The following is an 18,392-nucleotide window of genomic DNA, read 5'->3' on the forward strand; positions in this document are numbered from 1 at the left end:
GTGGCCGAAGGCCGCCGCCAGCCGGGCGTCCAGTCCGCCGCCGCTCTGCGGAAGCACCTGCCACCCGGGCGGCAGCCAGCGGCCCGGTTCGCCGTCCAGGACCAGCAGGCGCCGCCCGGCCGGCACGGTGGCCAGGGTGTGCAGGGTGTCGGAGAGCGCGGCCTCGGCCAGCGTCGCCGCCTGCTGGGGCGTGCAGGCCGGGGTGAGCCGGGTCTTCACCCGGCCCGGTACGGGCGACTTGGCGATGACCAGCAGGGTGGGCGGCGGGGCGGCGAGCACGGCCCGCATGTCCCGGATCGCCTGCCGGGTGCCGCGCACCGTGCCGGTGACCTTCGAACGGCCCGCGCGCGGCAGGTAGTCGACGGAGGTCTCGGTGATCCGCATGCCGGCGGCCGAGGCGGCGAGCACCATCTCCAGCGGGTATCCGGAGCGGCGGTCGCCCAGGCCGAGCGCCAGCAGGCGTTCCCGTCGGGCGGCCCGCATCGGGCCCAGGTCGTGCAGCGGGGCGCCGGTGCGGGCCCGCAGCCGGCGGGCCAGCACGGTGTTGGCGAGCCGTGCGTGCACGGGCCAGGCGCCCGTGCTCACCGGCCGGCGGCGGCCGAGGACGAGGTCCGCCGTGCCGTCGGTCACCGGAGCGGTGACCCGGGGCAGTTGGGCGGGGTCGAGCGAGCCGTCGCAGTCCAGGAAGCAGACCAGCTCGGCGGTGGCGGCGAGGAGCCCGGCGTGGCAGGCGGCGCCGAACCCGCGCCGGGACTCCTCGACCACGGTCGCTCCGAGCGATCGGGCGAGTTCTGCCGAGCCGTCCCGCGAACCGTTGTCCACGACGATGGCCCGCCAGCCGAGCGGGATGCGCCCGAGCACCCAGGGCAGCGCCTCGGCCTCGTCGAGGCAGGGCAGGACGACATCGACACCGGACGAACGAGGGGTAGCGGAGGTCACGTCGGCCACGCTAAGGGCGGGTCGGCCCGGGACGGTGGTGCCGCAGCCTTACGGAAGCCGAACGTCGCGCCGACGGCCCACCGGGGAGCCGTCGGGGCCCGCGCCGGTGCGCGGACGGGTGTGCGGACGGGGCCCAGGATCTTACGGAGGTCGAACGGGGGGACGGCGGCGGCTTCCGCACCGGCGCCCGGCGCCTATTCTCGGCGGGGTGAACGAGCCCTCCGCCAACGAGCCCTCCGCCATCGCCGGGCCGTCGGCCGCCGGCCGCATCCTGGTGATCGACGACGACCCGACCGTGGCCGAGGTCGTCGCCGGCTACCTCACCCGGGCCGGCCACCACGTCGACCACGCCGCCGACGGTCCGCGGGGGCTCGCCCTCGCCCGGGCCCACCAGCCCGACCTCGTGGTCCTGGACCTGATGCTCCCGGGCATCGACGGCCTGGAGGTGCTGCGGCGGCTGCGCGGCCAGGCCGCCGGCGGTGAGCTGCCGGTCGTGCTGCTCACCGCCAGGAGTGACGAGGCCGACCGCGTCCTCGGCCTGGAGCTGGGCGCCGACGACTACGTCACCAAGCCGTTCAGTCCACGCGAACTCGTCCTGCGGGTCCAGTCGGTGCTGCGGCGCTCGCGCGTGGCGGCACCCGCGACGGGCGCCCCGGCCGGGCCCGTCCGCTCCGGGGACATCACCGTCGACGGGCCGGCCCGGCGCGCTCACCGTTGCGGGAGGGAACTGTCCCTGACCGCACGGGAGTTCGACCTGCTGGCCTTCCTCCTGCGGTTCCCCGGGACGGTGTTCTCCCGTCAGGAGCTGATGGCTCGCGTCTGGGGCTGGGACTTCGGCGACCTCTCCACCGTCACCGTCCATGTGCGGCGCCTGCGCGAGAAGATCGAGGACGATCCCGCCGCCCCGCGGATGATCAGCACGGTGTGGGGCGTCGGCTACCGCTACGACCCGGTGTCCGGTGCCGGGGAGGACCGCGGGTGAAGGACCTGCTGCTGATCGCCCTGTTCGCCGCGCTCGGCGCCGGCGGAGCGGGCCTGCTCGGCTGGCCGGCCGTCCGGCTGCTGCGCAGGCGCTCGATGGCGCTCTCGCTGTTCTGCGTCGCCGTCGTCACCGTGCTCGCGGTCGTCTCCGGCACCTTCGCCGTCGCGCAGGCCATGTTCCTCTCCGCCCACGACCTCGGTGTCGTGATAACGGTGCTCGCCATGGCCGCCGTCGTGTCCCTGGGCACCGCCGCCCTGCTGGGCCGACAGGTGGTCGCCGGCAGTCGGGCCCTGACGGCCGCCGCCCGGACCGTCGGCAGCGACACCGGCTTCACCGCGCCCGTCCACCCGCTGGGCCGCGAACTGGCCCAGCTGAGCGAGGAACTGTCCGCCACCAGCGCCCGGCTCGCCGAATCCCGGGGCCGCGAACAGGCCCTCGAACAGTCCCGGCGGGAGCTGGTCGCCTGGATCTCCCACGACCTGCGCACCCCGCTGGCCGGGCTGCGGGCGATGGCCGAGGCGCTGGAGGACGGCGTCGCCGAGGAGCCGGACCTCTACCTCCGGCGGATCCGCACCGAGGTCGAGCGGCTCACCGGGATGGTGGACGACCTCTTCGAACTCTCCCGCATCCAGGCCGGAACGCTCGCCCTCTCGCTCTCCCGGGTCTCCGTCTACGACCTGGTCGACGACGCGCTGGCCGGTGCCCACGCGCTGGCCCGGCAGCGCGGCGTCCGGCTCGAAGGCCGACAGGTGGAGCCCGAACCGGTCGAGGTCGACAGCCGCGAGATCACCCGGGTCCTGGGCAACCTGCTGGTCAACGCGATCCGCTCGACCCCTCAGGACGGCGTGGTCACGGTCTCCGCGCGGCGGGAGGCGGACGAGGTGCTGCTCTCGGTCACCGACGGCTGCGGAGGCATCCCCGCCCAGGACCTGACCCGGGTCTTCGAGACCGGCTGGCGTGGCACCGCGGCCCGCACGCCCAGGCCGGCCGATCCCGGCGGGCGGTCCGACCGGCCCGAGGCCGGCGGCAGCGGTGCCGGCCTGGGCCTCGCCATCGTCCGCGGCATCGTCGAGGCCCACGCCGGGCGGGCCCGCGTCCACAACGTGGCGGGCGGCTGCTGCTTCGAGATCGCCCTGCCGTCCGCCCGGAGCTGACCTCAGACCCGCAGCGGTGCGGCGGCGAACTCCGCCATGCCCCGGTCGAACGGGACGCGCGGCAGCCAGGCCAGTTCGGCGCGCAGCCGGTTCGAGTCGGCGGTGACGTGCCGTACGTCGCCGAGCCGGTACTCGCCGGTCACCGTCGGCGCCGGACCGCCGTGGGCCGCGGCCAGCGCGGCCGCCATCTCACCGATGGTGCGCACCTCGCCGCTGCCCACGTTGTACGCCCGGACGCTGCCCGGCGGCCGGTCGCCCACGGCGGCCAGCGCCGCGAGGTTGGCGGCGGCGACGTCCTCGACGTGGACGAAGTCCCGGCGCTGGCGGCCGTCCTCGAAGACCCGGGGCGCCTCGCCGCGGGCGAGGGCGGAGCGGAACAGCGACGCCACCCCCGCGTACGGGGTGTCGCGCGGCATCCCGGGGCCGTACACGTTGTGGTAACGCAGCGTCAGCACTGTTCCGCCGCAGGCGCGTGCCCAGGCGGCGGAGAGGTGTTCCTGCGCGAGCTTGGTCACCGCGTAGACGCTGCGCGGGTCGGCGGGTGCGCTCTCCGCGACCAGGCCCGGCCGCAGGGGAGCGCCGCAGACCGGGCACGGCGGCTCGAACCGTCCGGCGTCCAGGTCGGCGGGCCGCCGCGGCCCCGGTGCCACCTCGCCGTGCTCCGCGCAGTGGTAGCGCCCTTCCCCGTAGACCACCATGGATCCGGCCAGGACCAGCCGTCGGACGCCGGTCCGCGCCATCGCGGCGAGGACCACCGCCGTGCCGAGGTCGTTGCAGCCGACGTAGTGCGGTGCGTCCTGGAGGTCCAGTCCCAGGCCGACCATCGCCGCCTGGTGGCAGACCGCGTCCACCCCGGCGAGCGCCTCCTCGACGGTCGCCGCGTCCCGGACGTCCCCGCGCCGGAAGTCGACACCCGCGGGCAGCGCGGGCGGGTTCCCGGTCGGATGGACCGCGGGCAGCAGGGCGTCCAGGACGCGCACGTGATGGCCGGCCGCGACCAGGGCGCGCACCACGGACGCGCCGATGAAGCCGGCACCGCCGGTGACCAGGATTCTCATGCCGCCGACGCTAGCGTCCGACCGGGCCCGCGGCCGGTCGACACGGGGCGGCGTCACGGACCGGTAAGACGCGCACTCCCGGGCCCGCCGAAGGCGAGGACGCCGTCCTCGATCGGGTCGGACAGCAGGACCTTCCGGTCGTGGTGGTAGTCCATCACCATCCGCCACGGGAACTCGCGCCCCTGGCGCGGCATGACGTCCTTCGCCCGCCGGATGTAGCCCGAGGTCAGCTCGTCGACCACGCCTGCGGCGGTCGCGTTGGCCCCGTGGTCGACGGGCACGGCGACGGTGCGGCCGGTGGCGTCCAGGTGCCTGAGCAGGCGCACCAGGTAGGCGGCGGCGAGGTCGACCTTCAGGGTCCAGGAGGCGTTGGTGTAGCCGAAGACCCAGGCCAGGTTGGGGATGCCCTCGAGCATGACGCTCTTGTAGGTGCAGACGTCGTGCAGGTCGCGCGGTTCGCCGTCGACGCTGATCGTGGCGCCGCCGAAGGCCTGGAGGTTCAGGCCGGTGGCGGTGACGACGACGTCCGCGGCGAGTTCCCGGCCGGAGGCGAGCCGGATGCCGGTGGGGGTGAAGGTCTCGACGGTGTCGGTGACGACGTCGGCGCGGCCCTCCCGGAGCACCCGGAAGAGGTCGCCGTCGGGGACGGCGCACAGCCGCTCGTCCCACGGGTCGTAGGACGGGCTGAAGTGGGTCATGTCGATGCGCGGGCCGACCGCCCGGCGCACCCCGGCCAGCAGCATCCTGCGCGTCGCGCGGGGGAAGCGCCGGGCGGTCCGGAAGAGGGCGCGCTGCAGGCCGATGTTGCGTCGGCGGGTCATCCTGGCGACCAGCGGACCGGGCAGGAACCGCTGCTGCCAGGCGGTGATCCGGTCGACCGAGGGCACCGAGAGGACGTACGAGGGCGAGCGCTGGAGCATCGTCACACGGGCCGCCCTGTCGGCCAGCGCCGGGACGAGCGTGACGGCGGTCGCGCCGCTGCCGATCACGACGACCCGCTTCCCGGTGTGGTCGAAGTCCCGCGGCCAGTGCTGCGGGTGGATCCGCACGCCCTCGAACCGCTCGGCGCCGGGGAACTCGGGCAGGTGGCCCCGGTCGTAGTCGTAGTAGCCGGTGCAGGTGACGAGGAAGGAGCAGACCCAGGTCTCCCGCTCGCCGGTCGCCTCGCGCAGCGCGGTCACCGTCCACCGCTGGTGCTCGCTCGACCAGTCGGCGGCCAGCACCCGCAGTCCGTGGTGGATCGCCTTGTCGACGCCGTACTCGCGGGCGGTGGCGGTCACGTAGTCGCGGATCGACTCGCCGTCGGCGAGCACCCTGGTCCCGTTCCAGGGGCGGAACCGGTAGCCGAAGGAGAACATGTCGGAGTCCGAGCGGACGCCCGGGTAGCGGAACAGGTCCCAGGTGCCGCCGATGCCGGGGCGGCGTTCCAGGATCGCGAAGTCACGGCCGGGGAGGTCCCGGCGCAGGCGGCAGGCGACGCCGATGCCGGCGACTCCGGCGCCGATGACGAGGACGTCGGTGCGGTGTGTGGTCATGGGTCCACTGTCGTGGTTCGCAGGGCGGCCGTATCGTCTTTTCCCGACAAGCTTTTGGCATTGTGCGACAGGGGTGGGCGACGGGCAGTCCCATCCGGGCCACCTCGGTCCGTCGCCGGCTCCGCGACCTGCGCGCAGGACGGTTCCACCGGCGGCGGTCCGGGCCGTGTGAGTGGCCCGGGCGGTGTGGGTGGTCCGCGCCGGCTCGAACGGCGATGGTACGGCGGCGGTTCGGCGAGGGGTCCCACCGGCGGGTGGGACCCCTGTGCGTGGGTGGGTCAGCTCGTTGCCTCCGCTGTCGGTCGGACGGCGACCGCGTCGATCTCGAAGAGCATCCCGGGCAGGGCGAGCGAGGCGACTCCGCTGAGTGTCTGCGCGGGCAGCCGGTCGCCCCAGGCGCCGGCGAGGGCTTTGCCGAGGACGGCGAGCTTCTGCGGGTCGTGGTCGACGATGTACGAGCCGAGTCGGACCACGTGCTCGAAGCCGAGGCCGACTCCGGCGAGTGCGGTGCGCAGGTTGGCGAGGGCGAGTTCCACCTGGGCGGTGAAGTCGCCGGGCGCGACCCGGCCGTGGGTGTCGGAGGCGTACTGGCCGCCGATGAACACCGGTTCGCCGGGTGCGGAGGCGGCGTGGCTGTAGCCGAACGGCGTGGGGTCGTGCAGGCCGGGCGGGTTGGTGATGGTGCGGGTGTCGGTCACGGGGGTCTTCTCCTGGTGTCGGGCCGGGCTCGGTGCCGGGCGGTCTACGGCTGGGACCGGGCGGCTTCGTCCCGGGCGTCGCGCCAGCTCGGCGACTCCAGGAAGTGGTTGTCGAAGAGGTCCTGCTTGGCGAGCAGTTCCTCGACCGTCGCCTCGCCCGCGCGGATCCGCTCCAGGAGGCGGAAGTAGTCGAAGCGCTCCACGCCGGGGGTGATCACTATCAGCAGGTCCGCCCCGGAGTCCGGCGCGGCCGCGAAGGCGTGCGGCAGGTGGGGCGGTACCACCACGAGGTCGCCGCTGCGGGCGGTGACGACCTCGTTCCCGACCAGCACCTGGGCCGAGCCGTCGACGACGAAGAACAGCTCCGAGGAGCCCCCGTGGTAGTGCGGGGTGGCGCCGTCCTTGCCGCGCCCCAGCGTGACGCGCAGGGTGCTCAGGGCGCCGCCGGTGGCGCTGGAGTCCGCCAGCAGCCGCCCCTGGCCGCCGAGCATCGAGACGGTCTCGGCTTCGTCGCCCCGCACGACCACGGCTTCCGGTCCGATCAACGTCATTGGTCTCTCCCCACAGTGAGCACTCCGATAGTTCCTCGGCTGATAGTACTACGTCTAACTATCTCCCATCGAATAACATTCCCCCATGGATCACGTGGACGTCATGCTCGACCAGTGGGGCCGGGAGCGCCCGGACCTCGACCTGGCGGCGGTCGGCACCGTCGGCCGCCTCGGCCGCTTCGCGCTGCTCGCCGGCCGGGTCGTCGAAGAGGTGTTCAAGCAACACGGCCTCCAGCGCGGCGAGTTCGACGTTCTCGCCACCCTGCGCCGCTCCGGCGCGCCGTACGAACTGATGCCCTCCGAACTCGCCGCGCTGCTGCTGATGTCGCGGGCCGGCATGACCAGCCGGATCGACCGGCTGGAATCGGCGGGCCTGGTGGAACGCCGCACCGACCCGGCGGACCGGCGCAGCGTCCGCATCGCCCTCACCGCGGCCGGACGCGCCCTCGTGGACGCCGCCTTCACCGACCACGCGGCCAACGAGACCGCGCTGCTCTCCGCCCTCTCGGGCGAGGAACGGGCCACCCTGGACGGGCTCCTGCGCAAACTGCTCGCCGACGTCGAGGGCACGGAGACCCCGGCACCCTGACAGCCCCGCCCGACGCCCCCGCCCGAGGTCCAGCCACCCCCGACCGCCCCGGAACGCCGTCGGCCGCCGTGCGAGGGGAACGCGTACGGCGGCCGACACCCGGTGCGGTGTGCCTGCCGCAACTCCTGCGGCTGATGCGCCCGGAGACCCTGTGCCACGAGTAGCGGCGCGGGACCGGATCCGGTGAAACCGGCGCAGCCGATCCAGCTGGGAGCCGCCGGCGCACGCTGCCGCGCGCCGGCCGTCAGCCGTCAGCCGATCGGTCCGAGGAGGAAGTTGCCCGGCGCGGCGGGGTCGTCGCTGAGGTAGAACTCGATGATCGCCTCGCGGAACTCGTCGAGGCTGATCACCCCGTTCCCGTCCCGGTCCAGCCGTGGGAACGCCTGCTCGGAGTGCACGCGGGGCACGCCCAGCTGCTCGTACATGTGGACGTACTCCTCCTTGCTGAGGACGCCGTCGCCGTTGGTGTCGTAGGCGTTCAGCAGGGCGTCGGCGATCGCCAGCACCGTGCCCTCGAAGTGCGCGGGCGTGGTCACGTCGGCCTTCATGACGGTGAGGAACTCCTGGCGCGAGACCTGTCCGTCGCCGTCGGTGTCCCCGTGCTCCAGCAGGAGGTCCCACCAGCGCGCGAAGGCGTCGTGCAGGGCCCGGATGGTGGCCTGGTCGTCCCTGGTCGCGGTCCGGGCGAACACGTCGGCGGTGCCGCGCAGGTCCTCCTGGGACAGCTGTCCGTCCCGGTTCAGGTCGAACCAGTCGAACAGGGTGTTGAACTTCTTGCTCTTCACGGCCGACGTCATGTGGTCCTCGATTCCCTGGCCGCGCGGGCGGCGTGCGGCGGCATGCGGCGAACGGTAGAGGCGGCGCTCCGGGGGACGCCCCCGCAACGAGGGGAAGCCACCGTCGCGGGTGACGGCGGGAGGGCGGCGGTGCGCCAGGTGGCTCAGCCCGGCCCGGTGAGGGCGTGGAGGGGGACCTCGACGCGCTGGTCGTGCTTGTCGACGAGCCAGCGGTCGATGTCCAACAGCCACCAGCGGTCGACCTCGACAGTGTAGAAGCGTCGGGGGCCCGAACCCCGGAAGTCGGATGCGGGCAGGAGCCATTCGCTCCGCACGGCGGGGTCGGGGAAGTTCAACTCGTAGTAGAGCCGGTGGTGTTCCGCCACGCCCTGGTCGTCGGTGGCGCGGCAGGTGCCGGTGAACTGGGCCCCGTCCAGGCCGAGTCCGGGCAGGCCGGTCAGGTAGAGCGAGCCCGCGACGCGGGGGTGGCAGCCGATGTTGCGGGAGTGCAGGGCGGTGCGCAGCGAGTAGTAGAGCAGTCGCAGGGGGGCGCCGGGAGCGCGCAGCGGCACGAAGTTGACGGTGGAGGCCCACGGTTCGGTGCCGTCGGTGGTGGCCAGGGTCATGAACCGGGCGTGGGTGAGCAGGTGCCCGCTGCGGCGCAGGAGTTCGTCGGTGCCGGTCACGGGGTGCGTCCCGGTGCGGGGGTGCGGTCGAAGCCGAGGGGGACCGGGGGGTCGCTGAGCAGGGTGGCGTCCAGCAGGGTCCACCAGCGGGTCTGTTCGGTGCGGCGGTGTTCCCAGGCCGGGTCGCGGCCGCGGTCGGCGACCTGGCGGCGGTAGCGGCCCCAGCCGGCCTCGTCGGCGAAGCTGACGGTGTGTTCGATGGTGTGGACGTGGGCGCCGACGGTGCGTACCGCCCACCGGGTGCGCAGGACGGTGTCGAGTCCGTCGTAGTACCAGGACTCGCGGGCGCGGACCCACTCCCAGAAGGCGTGCGGGTCCGTCTCCGCGTCCGGCGTGGGCTGGATCAGGTAGACCAGGTGCAGCACGGCGGGTCTCCTTCCGATGTCGGCGGCGGTCAGCCGGAGGCGGGAGCGTCGGGGCCGTCCTGGGCCCAGTCGTTCCACTCGGGTGCCAGGGCCCAGGGGCGGGCGGCGCACCGGCCGGTCCAGAGCCGGGCGGTGAGGGCGTTGTGCCGGGCCGCCGTCCGCCGGTCGCAGAACCGCCCGTGCAGGGGCAGGACGACGGCGGCGAGCGGGGAGAGCACGGCGCCCTGCCGGATCTTGATCTGCCAGGCGGAGACGGCCAGGCGGTAGCGGTGGAAGCCGCCGGCGGCCGCGTAGTCGACGGGGGCCTGGTAGCAGAGCACGAAGTACTCGCTCCGGGGCTGGGCGGCGCGGTAGTCGAAGCCGAAGTAGCGGCCGTAGAGCCGGTCGTGGTGGGTGTAGCAGACGTTCACGGCGACGGGGCGGCCGTCGCGGACGGCGAAGCAGCCGACGGCCCGGTCCAGCACGCCCGTCGTGGCCTGGGCCGCGAAGGAGCGGAGCATCCAGGCGGGGTCGCTGGTTCCACCGTGCCGGGCACGGGTCTGCGTCACCAGGGCCGCGGCCTGTCGGGCGACGTCCTCGTGGGCCAGGGGCCGCCATTCCACGGTCGTGCCGCCGCGCTCGCAGGCGCGGCGTTCGGCCCGGCGGTGGGTGCGGTCGGGCTGGCTCATCCGCGCCGACTGCTCGGCGTAGCCGCCGGCCGGGACGGCGACGTTGGCGTCCGCGTCGTGCAGCAGGACGACGGCCCGGGGGTGGATCCGGGTGAGCTCCCGGGCGTCGCCGGCAGCCAGGTAGGGCAGGACCACGCCGTCGAGGCCGCGGTCGCGGGCCAGCCGCAGCGCCCCTTCCAGCAGGACTTCCAGGGCGCGGTCGCGGTCCTCGCCGCGGGTGCGGACCAGTTCGTTGTAGGTCGAGCGCCGGGCTCCCAGCCACAGCCATCGCGCGGACCGGGCGGCCGCCAGGTCCGGGAACAGCGTGGGCAGGTGGAACAGCCCGGGTTCGTCGTTCTCGCCGGGCCAGACGGACAGGGCACCCAGCAGCCGGCCGCCGGAGGCGGCGGTGAGCGCGCCGGTGTCGCCGTGGGCGAGTTCGAGCGCGCGCACCCAGGCGCTGCTGTTGTAGAAGTTGTCCGGGCCGATCAGCCGGTCCCACCGCGCGGGGTCGACCGCCGCGGGGGACGGGGGGAATCCTGCCTCGATCGGGCCGGGGCGGCGGTGGTCCCGTGGTGTGGTCGCCATGGTGGTGTCTCTGGGATCGGGCTCCGGGGGTCGGGTTCTCCGGGATCAGGTCCTGGTGCAGCTGATGATCGCCGCGTGGGGGCAGGCGAGGTACGGCCGCCAGAAGTCCTCGCCGTGGCGGGCGGTTCCTTCCCCCGAGACCCGGAAGGCGGGCCAGGAGATCGAGGCGAAGCCCGTCTCGCGCAGGGCCCGTTCCAGGGTGGCCCGGCTCCAGTACCGTGCGGTGATCCGTTCGTCGTAGCGGCCGAAGCACAGTTCCAGCGTCACCCGCGAGGCGTCGTGGCGCGACTCGGCCTCCACCAGGCGCAGGCCATAGCGCTCGTAGTAGGTGCGCTCGCCGTGGAAGTCCGGGTTCACCGGCAGGGTGACGAACCGGCCTCCCGGGCGCAGGGTCCGTGATGCCAGGGCGCACAGGGAGAGCAGTGCTCCGTAGTCCTCCGCGTACGGCAGGACGTACACGGCCAGGCACGCGTCGAAGGCGCCGTCCTCGACGAGGTCGCGGCGCTCGGTGTACTCGATGCCCAGCGGCTCGGCGCGTTCGGCCCGCCGCGCGACGTCGAGCATGCCGCCGGAGACGTCGTACCCGACCACCCGCGCCGCGCCGCGTCGCTTGAGCTCCCGGCTGTACAGGCCCGTACCGCACCCGATGTCCAGGACGCTGCGGCCGGTGACCGTGCCCAGTGCGGCGAACACGCTGAACGACTCCAGGTGTCGGCGCCAGGGCAGGAGGAACATCTCCTCGTACATGTCACCGAGGGTGTCGAACCGGTCCGTTCCGCCCATGCCTCCGATTGTCCGCCCGATCTCCGGGGCGTGCCCGGCCCGCTACCGCCGCGGGTCCCGAGACCGCCGCCGGCCTGGCTACCGTCCGCTCCCGGCCGTCGCCCGCCCGCGCAGGGAGACCCCGAAGCGGCTCCGGAGCCGGTGCACCTCCCACCACGCCACCGCGGTCACCGTCGCGGGCCCGCCGACCACGGCGGCCAGCCGGACGGCCGGCGGGCCGGGCGGCAGGCCGCCGAACACCAGCCCGATCAGGGCGAGTTCCCAGACCAGGACGCCGGTCAGGACGGGCGGGAACACCGGGTGCACCCGGTCCATGGTGAAGGCCGTGCGAACCACCGTCGGCGAGGCGAAGGCCACGAACATCAGCACCCAGATCGGCAACGCCAGGACCAGCAGGTTGAACAGCGGCCCGAGGAACAGCCCCTGGACCGACCCCTGCGCCTGACCGGCGAGCCACAGCAGCACCGGCACCGCCGCGCACGCGCCCAGGTACTGCGAAGCCATCAGGACCGCCGGCCGCACCTGGGCCCGCATGGCAGGGCGCGTGGCCGGCCCGGCGAGCCGGAACAGCACCCCGACCACCACGGGCGCGGTCACCAGCACCAGCAACGGGGTGACCGTCAGCCGGGTCTCGAACTGGTCGTCGAGCTGGTCCCAGTCGTCCGCCGTCCCGTACACGAGCAGCACCACGAGCGCCGCCCCGAGCGCCAGCCACCCCCGTATCCTCTGCACCCGCAGCACCACCTCGTCGGTGATCCCCCGGGGCCCGGGCACGATGAACACCCGTCGCGCCAGCCGCCGTGCCGACCTGGCCATCGGATAGAGCGCCAGGAAGACCAGGAACGGCCACAGGCAGAACAGCAGCGGCACCAGGGCCCACCACCTGGCCACCCGCCGCGCGGGCGCCAGCAACTCCCGCAGGGTGGGCCACTCCTCGCCCCGGAACCGCTGCCACAGCGGGACTCCGGCCGGTCGCGGCCACTGGCGGGGATCCCGCGGGTGGGGGCTCCGTGGGAAAGAGCCCCGACCACCTACTTCAACGACCTGCGCGCCACCGCCGTCCTGCTGCGGCCAATGACCGCCACCCCGGACCAGAGCGACACCGCAGAGCCCCGGGGCGACGGACGCCTCCCGCAACACCCGGCCGACGCCGCCCGCACCCTCACCGCCGCCCACCGCCTCCTCGCCCTCGACACCGCTGAAGCCGAGTACAGGATCAGCGGCCTGCTGGCCGCCGTCCGCTGGTCACCCCACCGCTGGCAGTCCGTCCTCAACGGCACACGCGACGCCTCCCCGGCGATACGCCGCCTGGTGCACGAAGCCGACGGCCTTCCGCGACCCGCCCCGGCACCGCGCAGGCCGCAGCCCCCGATCCCGCCCACCCACCACGGGACCTTCAGCTGGCGCCACGTCCCCCAGCTCCTGCCCGCCCAGTGGATCCGGCAGCACTTCGACGTCCCCGCCGATCTCCACCACGTGCTCAGACGGGCCGTGCCCCTCCGCCTGGTCCAGATGACCGCCGGCGGATCGCAGAAACTCGCCGCCTCCCGCCTGGACCTGCCCTGGGCCACCGCCGGCTGGCTGCTGTTCGACGCCCGCCGCCGCCTCGCCACGGCAGGCGCCACCGACGAGGCCCAGGCTGGCCTGCGACGACTCGCCGCCCACCTCGACCATGACCCGAACCCGGTGGACTACCACTACCGCCGCGAGGCCCTCGCCCGCTGGACCCTCCCCCAGACCGACTGGAACCGCCTGGCCGAGCACCTGCCCGAGCGCACCTCCCGCCGCTTCGACGACGCCGTGCGCCGCGACATTGCCACCGTCCTGATCTGGGCGGACGTCACCCAGGGCCACCCCCACCGCGCCCCCGCTGTCCAGCGGGCCCGCGCCGCCTCCCACCCGGCCCGCAGCCCCCTGCAGACCGCGCTCTCGGAGCTCCTGTCCCAGCGGCGCGCGGGCCGGGCGTGGGACCTGCGGCCGATCGCCGATGCCCTCGACGCCTACGCACGCGACCTCGGCGACGCGATCCACCTGCTGCAGAGCAATGCACGCCTCGGATGCGGCCGCTTCCGGGGCCTCGTTCTCCCAGGTGGCGACGAGTTCGTCGACCGCAGCGGGTTGCGGCGGCCCGCGACATCGCCGCCCTCTCGACCACCATGACCGTCACCGGTCTGTCCCCCGACGGCGGTGCGCTCACCGCCGAGGCCTCCTGGGCGGGTACGTCGCCGGCCGCCGGCTCTTCGCGATCGACACCCCGCATCCCTCCCCCGGGACCCCGGCGACGCCGACAAGAGGGAGGCGACGAGAGTCCCCATGCCCGTTCGGGAGAACCTGGCCTGTTCAGCGCCCACCTGAACGTCACCGCGACTGTTCTATCGACAGGCTGCGGTGCCCGGCCGAGTGCCGGACACCGCAGCCTCCCTGGTTGCGACTCGGTCAGTCCTGCCCGCCCACGGCGACGGACCCGCTTGTATCCCCGTCCCAGATCACGTCCTTCGGCGACGAGAGACCTGTGCCCTCGATCGTGGCGGTGTCGTTCCAGGAGCCGCTCATGGTGATCTGCGGGCCGCGCGCCGCGTGGGCCGCCGCAGGTACGGCGAAGGCCAGGGAGAGTCCGGCGAGCACGGCAGCGGCAACGCTTCGACGTCGCATGATGTCCTCCAGGTGTCGAGGGGTTTCTAGCGGGTTACCGAGCCTGGCGGACGCGAGGTCACGCAGTGGCCGCCGGAATCATCCGACGGTGAACAGCTCGCGCGCATGTGGTGACACCAACAGCGCCCTCCCGACTGGGTCGGCCCACCGGCTCCGTGACGAGATGCCGCCTGGCTCCGGGAAGCCGGTCGTCGCGCTCACCCCGGTCCGCCTCGTCCTGGCGGATCCAGTTGCGCAGGGCCTCATGGTGAACCCCGATTTCGCGGGCCATCTGACGGATCACGGGCTTCGGATCGGCCGACCGTCCACGGCAGGGCGATCCCCACGGCCGAGGCCCACGCAGCGAGAACATCCGCTCCCCACTTCAGGCGCCGGTGGACTGGTGTGCGTCGGTGGCCTCGTTCGGACGGTTCCCTGCGACGCGCGGTTACCCCCGAGCCAGCTGGGCTACAGGTAGACACGGAAGCACTCCTGTCCCTATCCACATCCGATCACGGAGCTGCCATGCAGAATCCCGCCTTCTCGAACAGAATCCCGTCCACCTACTTCGCGACCACTGGCATCGGCGACTCCGGCGAGGGGGAGCAAGTGCTGAACGTGCAGAACGTCTCCGGACACGATGTCACCATCCAGGCCGGCCAGACGTTCCAGGTCCCCCTGTACAACGGATCACCGGACGAGTAGCCGCGTCCCGCGGGGGCCGCACACAGGACGCGGTCCCCGCAACCCCTGCACACAGCGCACGCCCCTGGAAACAGGGCCCGGTCCTTCCTGGCCGAGGCGGGGACTCAAGGTGCGGGTGCCGGTCAGGGCCGCAGCAGCGTCCCGCCGTACGGGGCGGGTCCTCGCGGCGAGCGGTCGGCACCACGGTGCCGGGCCCGGTGCCGGACAAGGCCCTCGCCGGGGACGCCACCGGGGACGATCGACCGGCGCCCCGGCGCCCGAATCCTCCACAACCCGGCGTGCTGGACACGGGCACTACGGTGAGCCGCATGGACATGCGGACGGCGATTGCGCGCTTGACGGAGGAAGCCGAGCAGCAGATCCACGAGCGGGTATGGGAACCGTCCGCAGGCGAGCGAGACCTCGCGATCCGGGTCGAGGGCGGACTGCGCGAGGCCATCGGCCCGGCAAACGTCCAAGAGGTCCTGCCGGAGCAGAACCGGCTGGAACACCTGCGCGAAGTCCTGGCGGTCATCGCCATCGCCCTCGCCGGCACCCACGGCCGCCTTGCCTGGTTCCTCTCCGGTGCCATCACCGCCCTCGAACCCGTCCTGCGCTGGCGCGCCCTACCCGCGGACGATCACGCTTTCGGCACCGTCCCCCCGGCCCCCGAGCAGTACACCGAAGCCGAAGACGCCGTGCGACGCCTCCAGGCCGCCCTCGCCCGTATCACCGCCGGCTGACACCCGGGCGAAGCGCGAGCCGTCCACACCTGGCCTGGACACCTCGCAGGCCCAGCCCCCGAACCGCTCCAGCCCCGACGCCGACAACCCCGTCCCCCCGCAGCCGGTGAGCCCGACGCCATCGTTCGACAGCTCCGCTCCCGTCGCGTCGCTCCAACGGCTCCGGAACACTTCGCCCGGGAGGGGGAAGTCTGCCGGGATCCGTTGTGCGTGCTGCCGGGGACCATGTCGGCTGGCTTCCGATAACTGCCGACCGGCACCTGGATACCACCCGGGCCGTGCGCATGCGCCCGGGCCCGCGAGAGGAGCACGACCGTGAAGACCATCAGGGCACTCGTGACAGCCGCCGTCACCCTCGTGGCGGCAGCGGGAATCTCCGTGGCCACGGCACCCAGTGCGGCCGCGGACGTTGATCAGGGCGACTGCAGCCTGTACCAGTCCGTCTACAGCAACCCCCAGTACGCCAGGGGGTCTTGCGCCTATGCGCCTACAAACCAGCGATGGCGCGTCGTGGCGTTCTGTTCAACGCTGGAAGACCACAAGTATGCCGTCGTCACCCCCTGGGCCTGGGGACAGGGGTACACCCATCACCACGGCGAGGGCGTACCTGTTGTCAACAGCCAGCAGGCAACATGCAACCCCGGTGACGCCCTGCTCGACGCGACCATCGAAACGGGCTGACCGCCCATCGGGGCACGCTCACGCACAGACGGATGCCGCCCGGTCCGGTGGGGCCGTACGACGGCCTCGGAAAGCAGCGGTCTCCCTGCCTCGCTCCAACGGCCCCGGAACAGTTCGCCCGGGAGGGGGAAGTCTGCCGGGATCCGTTGTGCGTGCTGCCGGGGACCATGTCGGCTGGCTTCCGATAACTGCCGACCGGCACCTGGATACCACCCGGGCCGTACACATGCCCGCCCGGGCCTTCGAAGGGAACACAACCGTGAAGACCATCAGGGCACTCGTGACAACCGCCGTCACCCTCGCTGCGGCCGCGGGAACCTCCCTGGCCGCAGCACCGGTCGCCCAAGCAGTGCCCGCGGACTGTAGCCTGCGCCAGGAGACCGGCCACAACCCCCAGTACGCCGAGGGGGCCTGCCTGTACGCTCCAACGACGCAGCGGTGGCGTGTCCTGGCGACCTGCGAAACGCTGGACGGCCGCTTCTACGGCGTCGCCAGCGCCTGGGCCTGGGGACAGGGGTACCCTCGCAACCACGGTGAGGGCGTACCTATTGCCAACACCAAGGAGGCATGGTGCAAACCCGGTGACGCTCTGTACGACGCGGGGATCGAACTGGGCTGACCGCCCACCAAGCACGAGTCTTCGGCAGGGTCCTCGATTCGGATACCGTGATGCCCGCCCGGGTCCTCCGCCTGGGTGGGCCACCGAGGCACGGACGCACCTGGCCGGGGTACCGCCTTCGCGGGGCGGGCAGAGACGGCACCCACATCGGCCCTGCCAAACGCGCTCCGGCTACGCGGTCGCAGGCCGCCTCCTGAGCGGAACCGTCACCCAGGCGGTCGGCGCCTCTGGGCGGCACGGCCGTGCGCGCCATAGCCTCGACACATGTCCGGCGCCCTCGCGCAGCGCGACACCGCTGGTCGGACGGGCCTCCTCCAGGAACTTCAACCCGGGCTCGCTCACGCCGGTGTAGATGCCCCGACGGTCGAACGGGCACATGAAGCGCGACAGCACCCCCGGTCCTCCAACCGGCTGACCAGGTGAATCGTGGCGCTCTGGCCGAGCACAACCGCGTCGGCCACCTGGTTCATGCCGCTGTGCCCCACGCCGACCTCGACGCGCTGCTCGCGGCCGTCCGGGACTGGGAGAAACAGCCCCCCGACACCGGCGCCGCCACGTTCCCCGCACTCGCCGACCACGCCCGCCGGGTCACCGGCCTCGCCACGGCCACGCCCCTCCAAGTCGACGCGGCGCTGCCCCTCGCGGCCGGGCGGATATCCCGCGAGGTCGCCGACGCGGCCGTGGCGGCGGCCGAACTGCTCCTGCGTCTCACCCCCTTCCCGGACGGGCCGCCGCACATCGCCGGCTACCGGCGCGCGTTCGAGGCCCGGTACGGCACCGACCGCGACGTGCCCCTCCTCGAACTCCTCGACCCCGTCGCCGGCCTCGGCACACCCTCCCCGTCCGCGGTGGGCGCACCCCTGGACACCACACGGGCCGACACCCTGCTCCGGCTCGCCACCGAGGCGCTCCACGACCACCTGACCGGCATCGACCTCGACCAGGACACCATCGACCGGATCGCCCTCGCGGACCCCGACCCCCACCGGCTGCCCGCCTCGCTCGACCTCTACGCCATGGTCGCCGCCCCGTCGCCCACCGCCATCGACGCGGGCGACTTCCGGCTCGTGGTCGGCGCCAACACCGGTGCCGGAGCCGCCGGACGCAACCTCGGCCGCTTCGCGGGGGCACTGCCCGAAGCCGTACCCGCCCTCGCCGGGATCGCCGACGCCGAACAGGCCCTGGACCCCGAGCGCGTCCAGGCCGAACTGGTCTACCTGCCCGAGAAGACCCGCTCGGCCAACGTCGTCGTGCGCCCCGCCGTCCGCGACCACGAGATCGGCATCCGCACCAGCGCCGAGCCCGGGCCGACCCGCTGGATCCCCCTCGACGAACTCGCCGTCCGGGTCACCGACGCCAGGTTCGCGCTGATCTGGGACGACCGCACCGGCACCGTCCGGGAGATCGCCGTCTGCGCCGGACACATGCTCAACCACAGCCGGGCGCCGGCCGTCTGCCGCTTCCTCGCCGACCTGAGCCGCGACGGCACCGCCCTGCTCACCGGCTTCGACTGGGGACCGGCCCGCGGCTTCCCCTACCTGCCCCGCGTCACCCGCGGCCCGCTCGTCCTGCGCCCGGCCCAGTGGCGCCTCGACCACGCCCGGGGACAGGAGCTCACCGGGCACCCGGACGCGTTCCCGGCCGCGCTCGACGCCTGGCGCCGCCACTGGCGGGTGCCCCCCC

General features: G+C 73.6%; 21 protein-coding genes and 2 pseudogenes. 9 read left to right on the forward strand and 14 right to left on the reverse strand.

The window, feature by feature from the left end:
• Positions 1 to 231: 231 nt before the first annotated feature.
• A pseudogene (locus AE652_RS07790) lies at positions 232 to 948 on the reverse strand (glycosyltransferase family 2 protein); the annotation flags it as partial.
• Positions 949 to 1,147: 199 nt separating this feature from the next.
• Between AE652_RS07790 and AE652_RS07795 the strand changes: the two are divergent.
• Both AE652_RS07795 and AE652_RS07800 read left to right on the forward strand, forming a co-directional pair.
• Positions 1,148 to 1,921, forward strand: a complete 774-nt coding sequence (locus AE652_RS07795; RefSeq protein ID WP_049650449.1) for a response regulator transcription factor — start codon at positions 1,148 to 1,150, stop codon at positions 1,919 to 1,921.
• Positions 1,918 to 3,075, forward strand: coding sequence for a sensor histidine kinase KdpD (locus tag AE652_RS07800; protein WP_049650450.1), 1,158 nt, complete (start codon positions 1,918 to 1,920; stop codon positions 3,073 to 3,075). The genes AE652_RS07795 and AE652_RS07800 overlap by 4 nt, the downstream gene beginning before the upstream one ends.
• A 2-nt stretch (positions 3,076 to 3,077) precedes the next feature.
• On the opposite strand, the gene AE652_RS07805 is transcribed toward AE652_RS07800, so the two are convergent.
• The 4 genes from AE652_RS07805 to AE652_RS07820 all read right to left on the reverse strand — a co-directional run bounded on the left by AE652_RS07805 (position 3,078) and on the right by AE652_RS07820 (position 6,917).
• On the reverse strand, positions 3,078 to 4,133 hold the full coding sequence (locus tag AE652_RS07805; protein ID WP_049650451.1) for an NAD-dependent epimerase/dehydratase family protein: 1,056 nt from the start codon (positions 4,131 to 4,133) through the stop codon (positions 3,078 to 3,080).
• A 53-nt stretch (positions 4,134 to 4,186) separates the two neighbouring features.
• Positions 4,187 to 5,668: an NAD(P)/FAD-dependent oxidoreductase gene (locus tag AE652_RS07810; protein WP_049650452.1), complete on the reverse strand. Its 1,482-nt coding sequence runs from the start codon at positions 5,666 to 5,668 to the stop codon at positions 4,187 to 4,189.
• 278 nt (positions 5,669 to 5,946) lie between these two features.
• Entirely contained in the window at positions 5,947 to 6,366 is a 420-nt protein-coding gene (locus tag AE652_RS07815; protein ID WP_049650453.1) for a RidA family protein, read from the reverse strand.
• Positions 6,367 to 6,410: 44 nt separating this feature from the next.
• Complete coding sequence (locus AE652_RS07820; RefSeq protein WP_049650454.1) at positions 6,411 to 6,917, reverse strand: cupin domain-containing protein; 507 nt, start codon at positions 6,915 to 6,917, stop codon at positions 6,411 to 6,413.
• A gap of 85 nt (positions 6,918 to 7,002) precedes the next feature.
• Here AE652_RS07820 and AE652_RS07825 point away from each other — a divergent pair, with 85 nt between their 5' ends.
• Positions 7,003 to 7,506 carry a MarR family winged helix-turn-helix transcriptional regulator gene (locus AE652_RS07825; protein WP_049650455.1) on the forward strand — a complete coding sequence of 168 codons (504 nt, stop codon included), beginning with the start codon at positions 7,003 to 7,005 and terminating at the stop codon, positions 7,504 to 7,506.
• Positions 7,507 to 7,757: 251 nt separating this feature from the next.
• Here AE652_RS07825 and AE652_RS07830 read toward each other — a convergent pair whose 3' ends face one another.
• The 6 genes from AE652_RS07830 to AE652_RS07855 form a co-directional block, all read right to left on the reverse strand.
• Entirely contained in the window at positions 7,758 to 8,303 is a 546-nt protein-coding gene (locus AE652_RS07830; protein WP_049650456.1) for an EF-hand domain-containing protein, read from the reverse strand.
• Positions 8,304 to 8,446: 143 nt separating this feature from the next.
• Entirely contained in the window at positions 8,447 to 8,968 is a 522-nt protein-coding gene (locus AE652_RS07835) for a pyridoxamine 5'-phosphate oxidase family protein (protein WP_198959389.1), read from the reverse strand.
• Positions 8,965 to 9,333, reverse strand: coding sequence for a hypothetical protein (locus tag AE652_RS07840; protein ID WP_049650457.1), 369 nt, complete (start codon positions 9,331 to 9,333; stop codon positions 8,965 to 8,967). Before AE652_RS07840 ends, AE652_RS07835 begins: the two co-directional genes overlap by 4 nt.
• 29 nt (positions 9,334 to 9,362) lie before the next feature.
• Complete coding sequence (locus AE652_RS07845) at positions 9,363 to 10,568, reverse strand: GNAT family N-acetyltransferase (protein ID WP_049650458.1); 1,206 nt, start codon at positions 10,566 to 10,568, stop codon at positions 9,363 to 9,365.
• Between the two features lie 45 nt (positions 10,569 to 10,613).
• The gene (locus AE652_RS07850; RefSeq protein ID WP_049650459.1) at positions 10,614 to 11,351 is read right to left on the reverse strand and encodes a bifunctional 2-polyprenyl-6-hydroxyphenol methylase/3-demethylubiquinol 3-O-methyltransferase UbiG; all 738 of its coding nucleotides are present in this window, start codon (positions 11,349 to 11,351) and stop codon (positions 10,614 to 10,616) included.
• Positions 11,352 to 11,429: 78 nt separating this feature from the next.
• Positions 11,430 to 12,263 carry a hypothetical protein gene (locus tag AE652_RS07855; protein WP_234348282.1) on the reverse strand — a complete coding sequence of 278 codons (834 nt, stop codon included), beginning with the start codon at positions 12,261 to 12,263 and terminating at the stop codon, positions 11,430 to 11,432.
• Positions 12,264 to 12,350: 87 nt separating this feature from the next.
• Here AE652_RS07855 and AE652_RS07860 point away from each other — a divergent pair, with 87 nt between their 5' ends.
• Entirely contained in the window at positions 12,351 to 13,511 is a 1,161-nt protein-coding gene (locus AE652_RS07860; protein WP_049650460.1) for a hypothetical protein, read from the forward strand.
• A 276-nt stretch (positions 13,512 to 13,787) separates the two neighbouring features.
• Here AE652_RS07860 and AE652_RS07865 read toward each other — a convergent pair whose 3' ends face one another.
• Both AE652_RS07865 and AE652_RS49440 read right to left on the reverse strand, forming a co-directional pair.
• Positions 13,788 to 14,003 carry a hypothetical protein gene (locus tag AE652_RS07865; protein WP_147409018.1) on the reverse strand — a complete coding sequence of 72 codons (216 nt, stop codon included), beginning with the start codon at positions 14,001 to 14,003 and terminating at the stop codon, positions 13,788 to 13,790.
• 58 nt (positions 14,004 to 14,061) lie between these two features.
• Positions 14,062 to 14,355 (reverse strand): transposase, encoded by a 294-nt coding sequence (locus AE652_RS49440; RefSeq protein WP_082345456.1) that lies wholly within the window; start codon positions 14,353 to 14,355, stop codon positions 14,062 to 14,064.
• A 152-nt stretch (positions 14,356 to 14,507) separates the two neighbouring features.
• Here AE652_RS49440 and AE652_RS07870 point away from each other — a divergent pair, with 152 nt between their 5' ends.
• The 4 genes from AE652_RS07870 (at position 14,508) to AE652_RS07885 (ending at position 16,709) form a co-directional block, all read left to right on the forward strand.
• Positions 14,508 to 14,687 carry a hypothetical protein gene (locus AE652_RS07870; protein WP_049650462.1) on the forward strand — a complete coding sequence of 60 codons (180 nt, stop codon included), beginning with the start codon at positions 14,508 to 14,510 and terminating at the stop codon, positions 14,685 to 14,687.
• Between the two features lie 308 nt (positions 14,688 to 14,995).
• A complete protein-coding gene (locus AE652_RS07875; RefSeq protein WP_049650469.1) occupies positions 14,996 to 15,409 on the forward strand; it encodes a hypothetical protein in 414 nt (137 codons plus the stop codon).
• A gap of 315 nt (positions 15,410 to 15,724) precedes the next feature.
• A complete protein-coding gene (locus AE652_RS07880) occupies positions 15,725 to 16,090 on the forward strand; it encodes a hypothetical protein (RefSeq protein ID WP_049650463.1) in 366 nt (121 codons plus the stop codon).
• Between the two features lie 259 nt (positions 16,091 to 16,349).
• The gene (locus AE652_RS07885; RefSeq protein ID WP_117486294.1) at positions 16,350 to 16,709 is read left to right on the forward strand and encodes a hypothetical protein; all 360 of its coding nucleotides are present in this window, start codon (positions 16,350 to 16,352) and stop codon (positions 16,707 to 16,709) included.
• A 171-nt stretch (positions 16,710 to 16,880) separates the two neighbouring features.
• On the opposite strand, the pseudogene AE652_RS47945 reads toward AE652_RS07885, so the two are convergent.
• Positions 16,881 to 17,191, reverse strand: a pseudogene (locus AE652_RS47945) (hypothetical protein); the annotation flags it as partial.
• Here AE652_RS47945 and AE652_RS07895 point away from each other — a divergent pair.
• Positions 17,186 to 18,392 (forward strand): lantibiotic dehydratase family protein (locus AE652_RS07895; RefSeq protein WP_234348283.1); only part of this gene is annotated, 1,207 nt, incomplete at its 3' end. The pseudogene AE652_RS47945 and the gene AE652_RS07895 overlap by 6 nt on opposite strands.

Origin of the sequence: Kitasatospora sp. MY 5-36 (genome assembly GCF_001182915.1) — a bacterium.
Lineage (GTDB): Bacteria > Actinomycetota > Actinomycetes > Streptomycetales > Streptomycetaceae > Kitasatospora.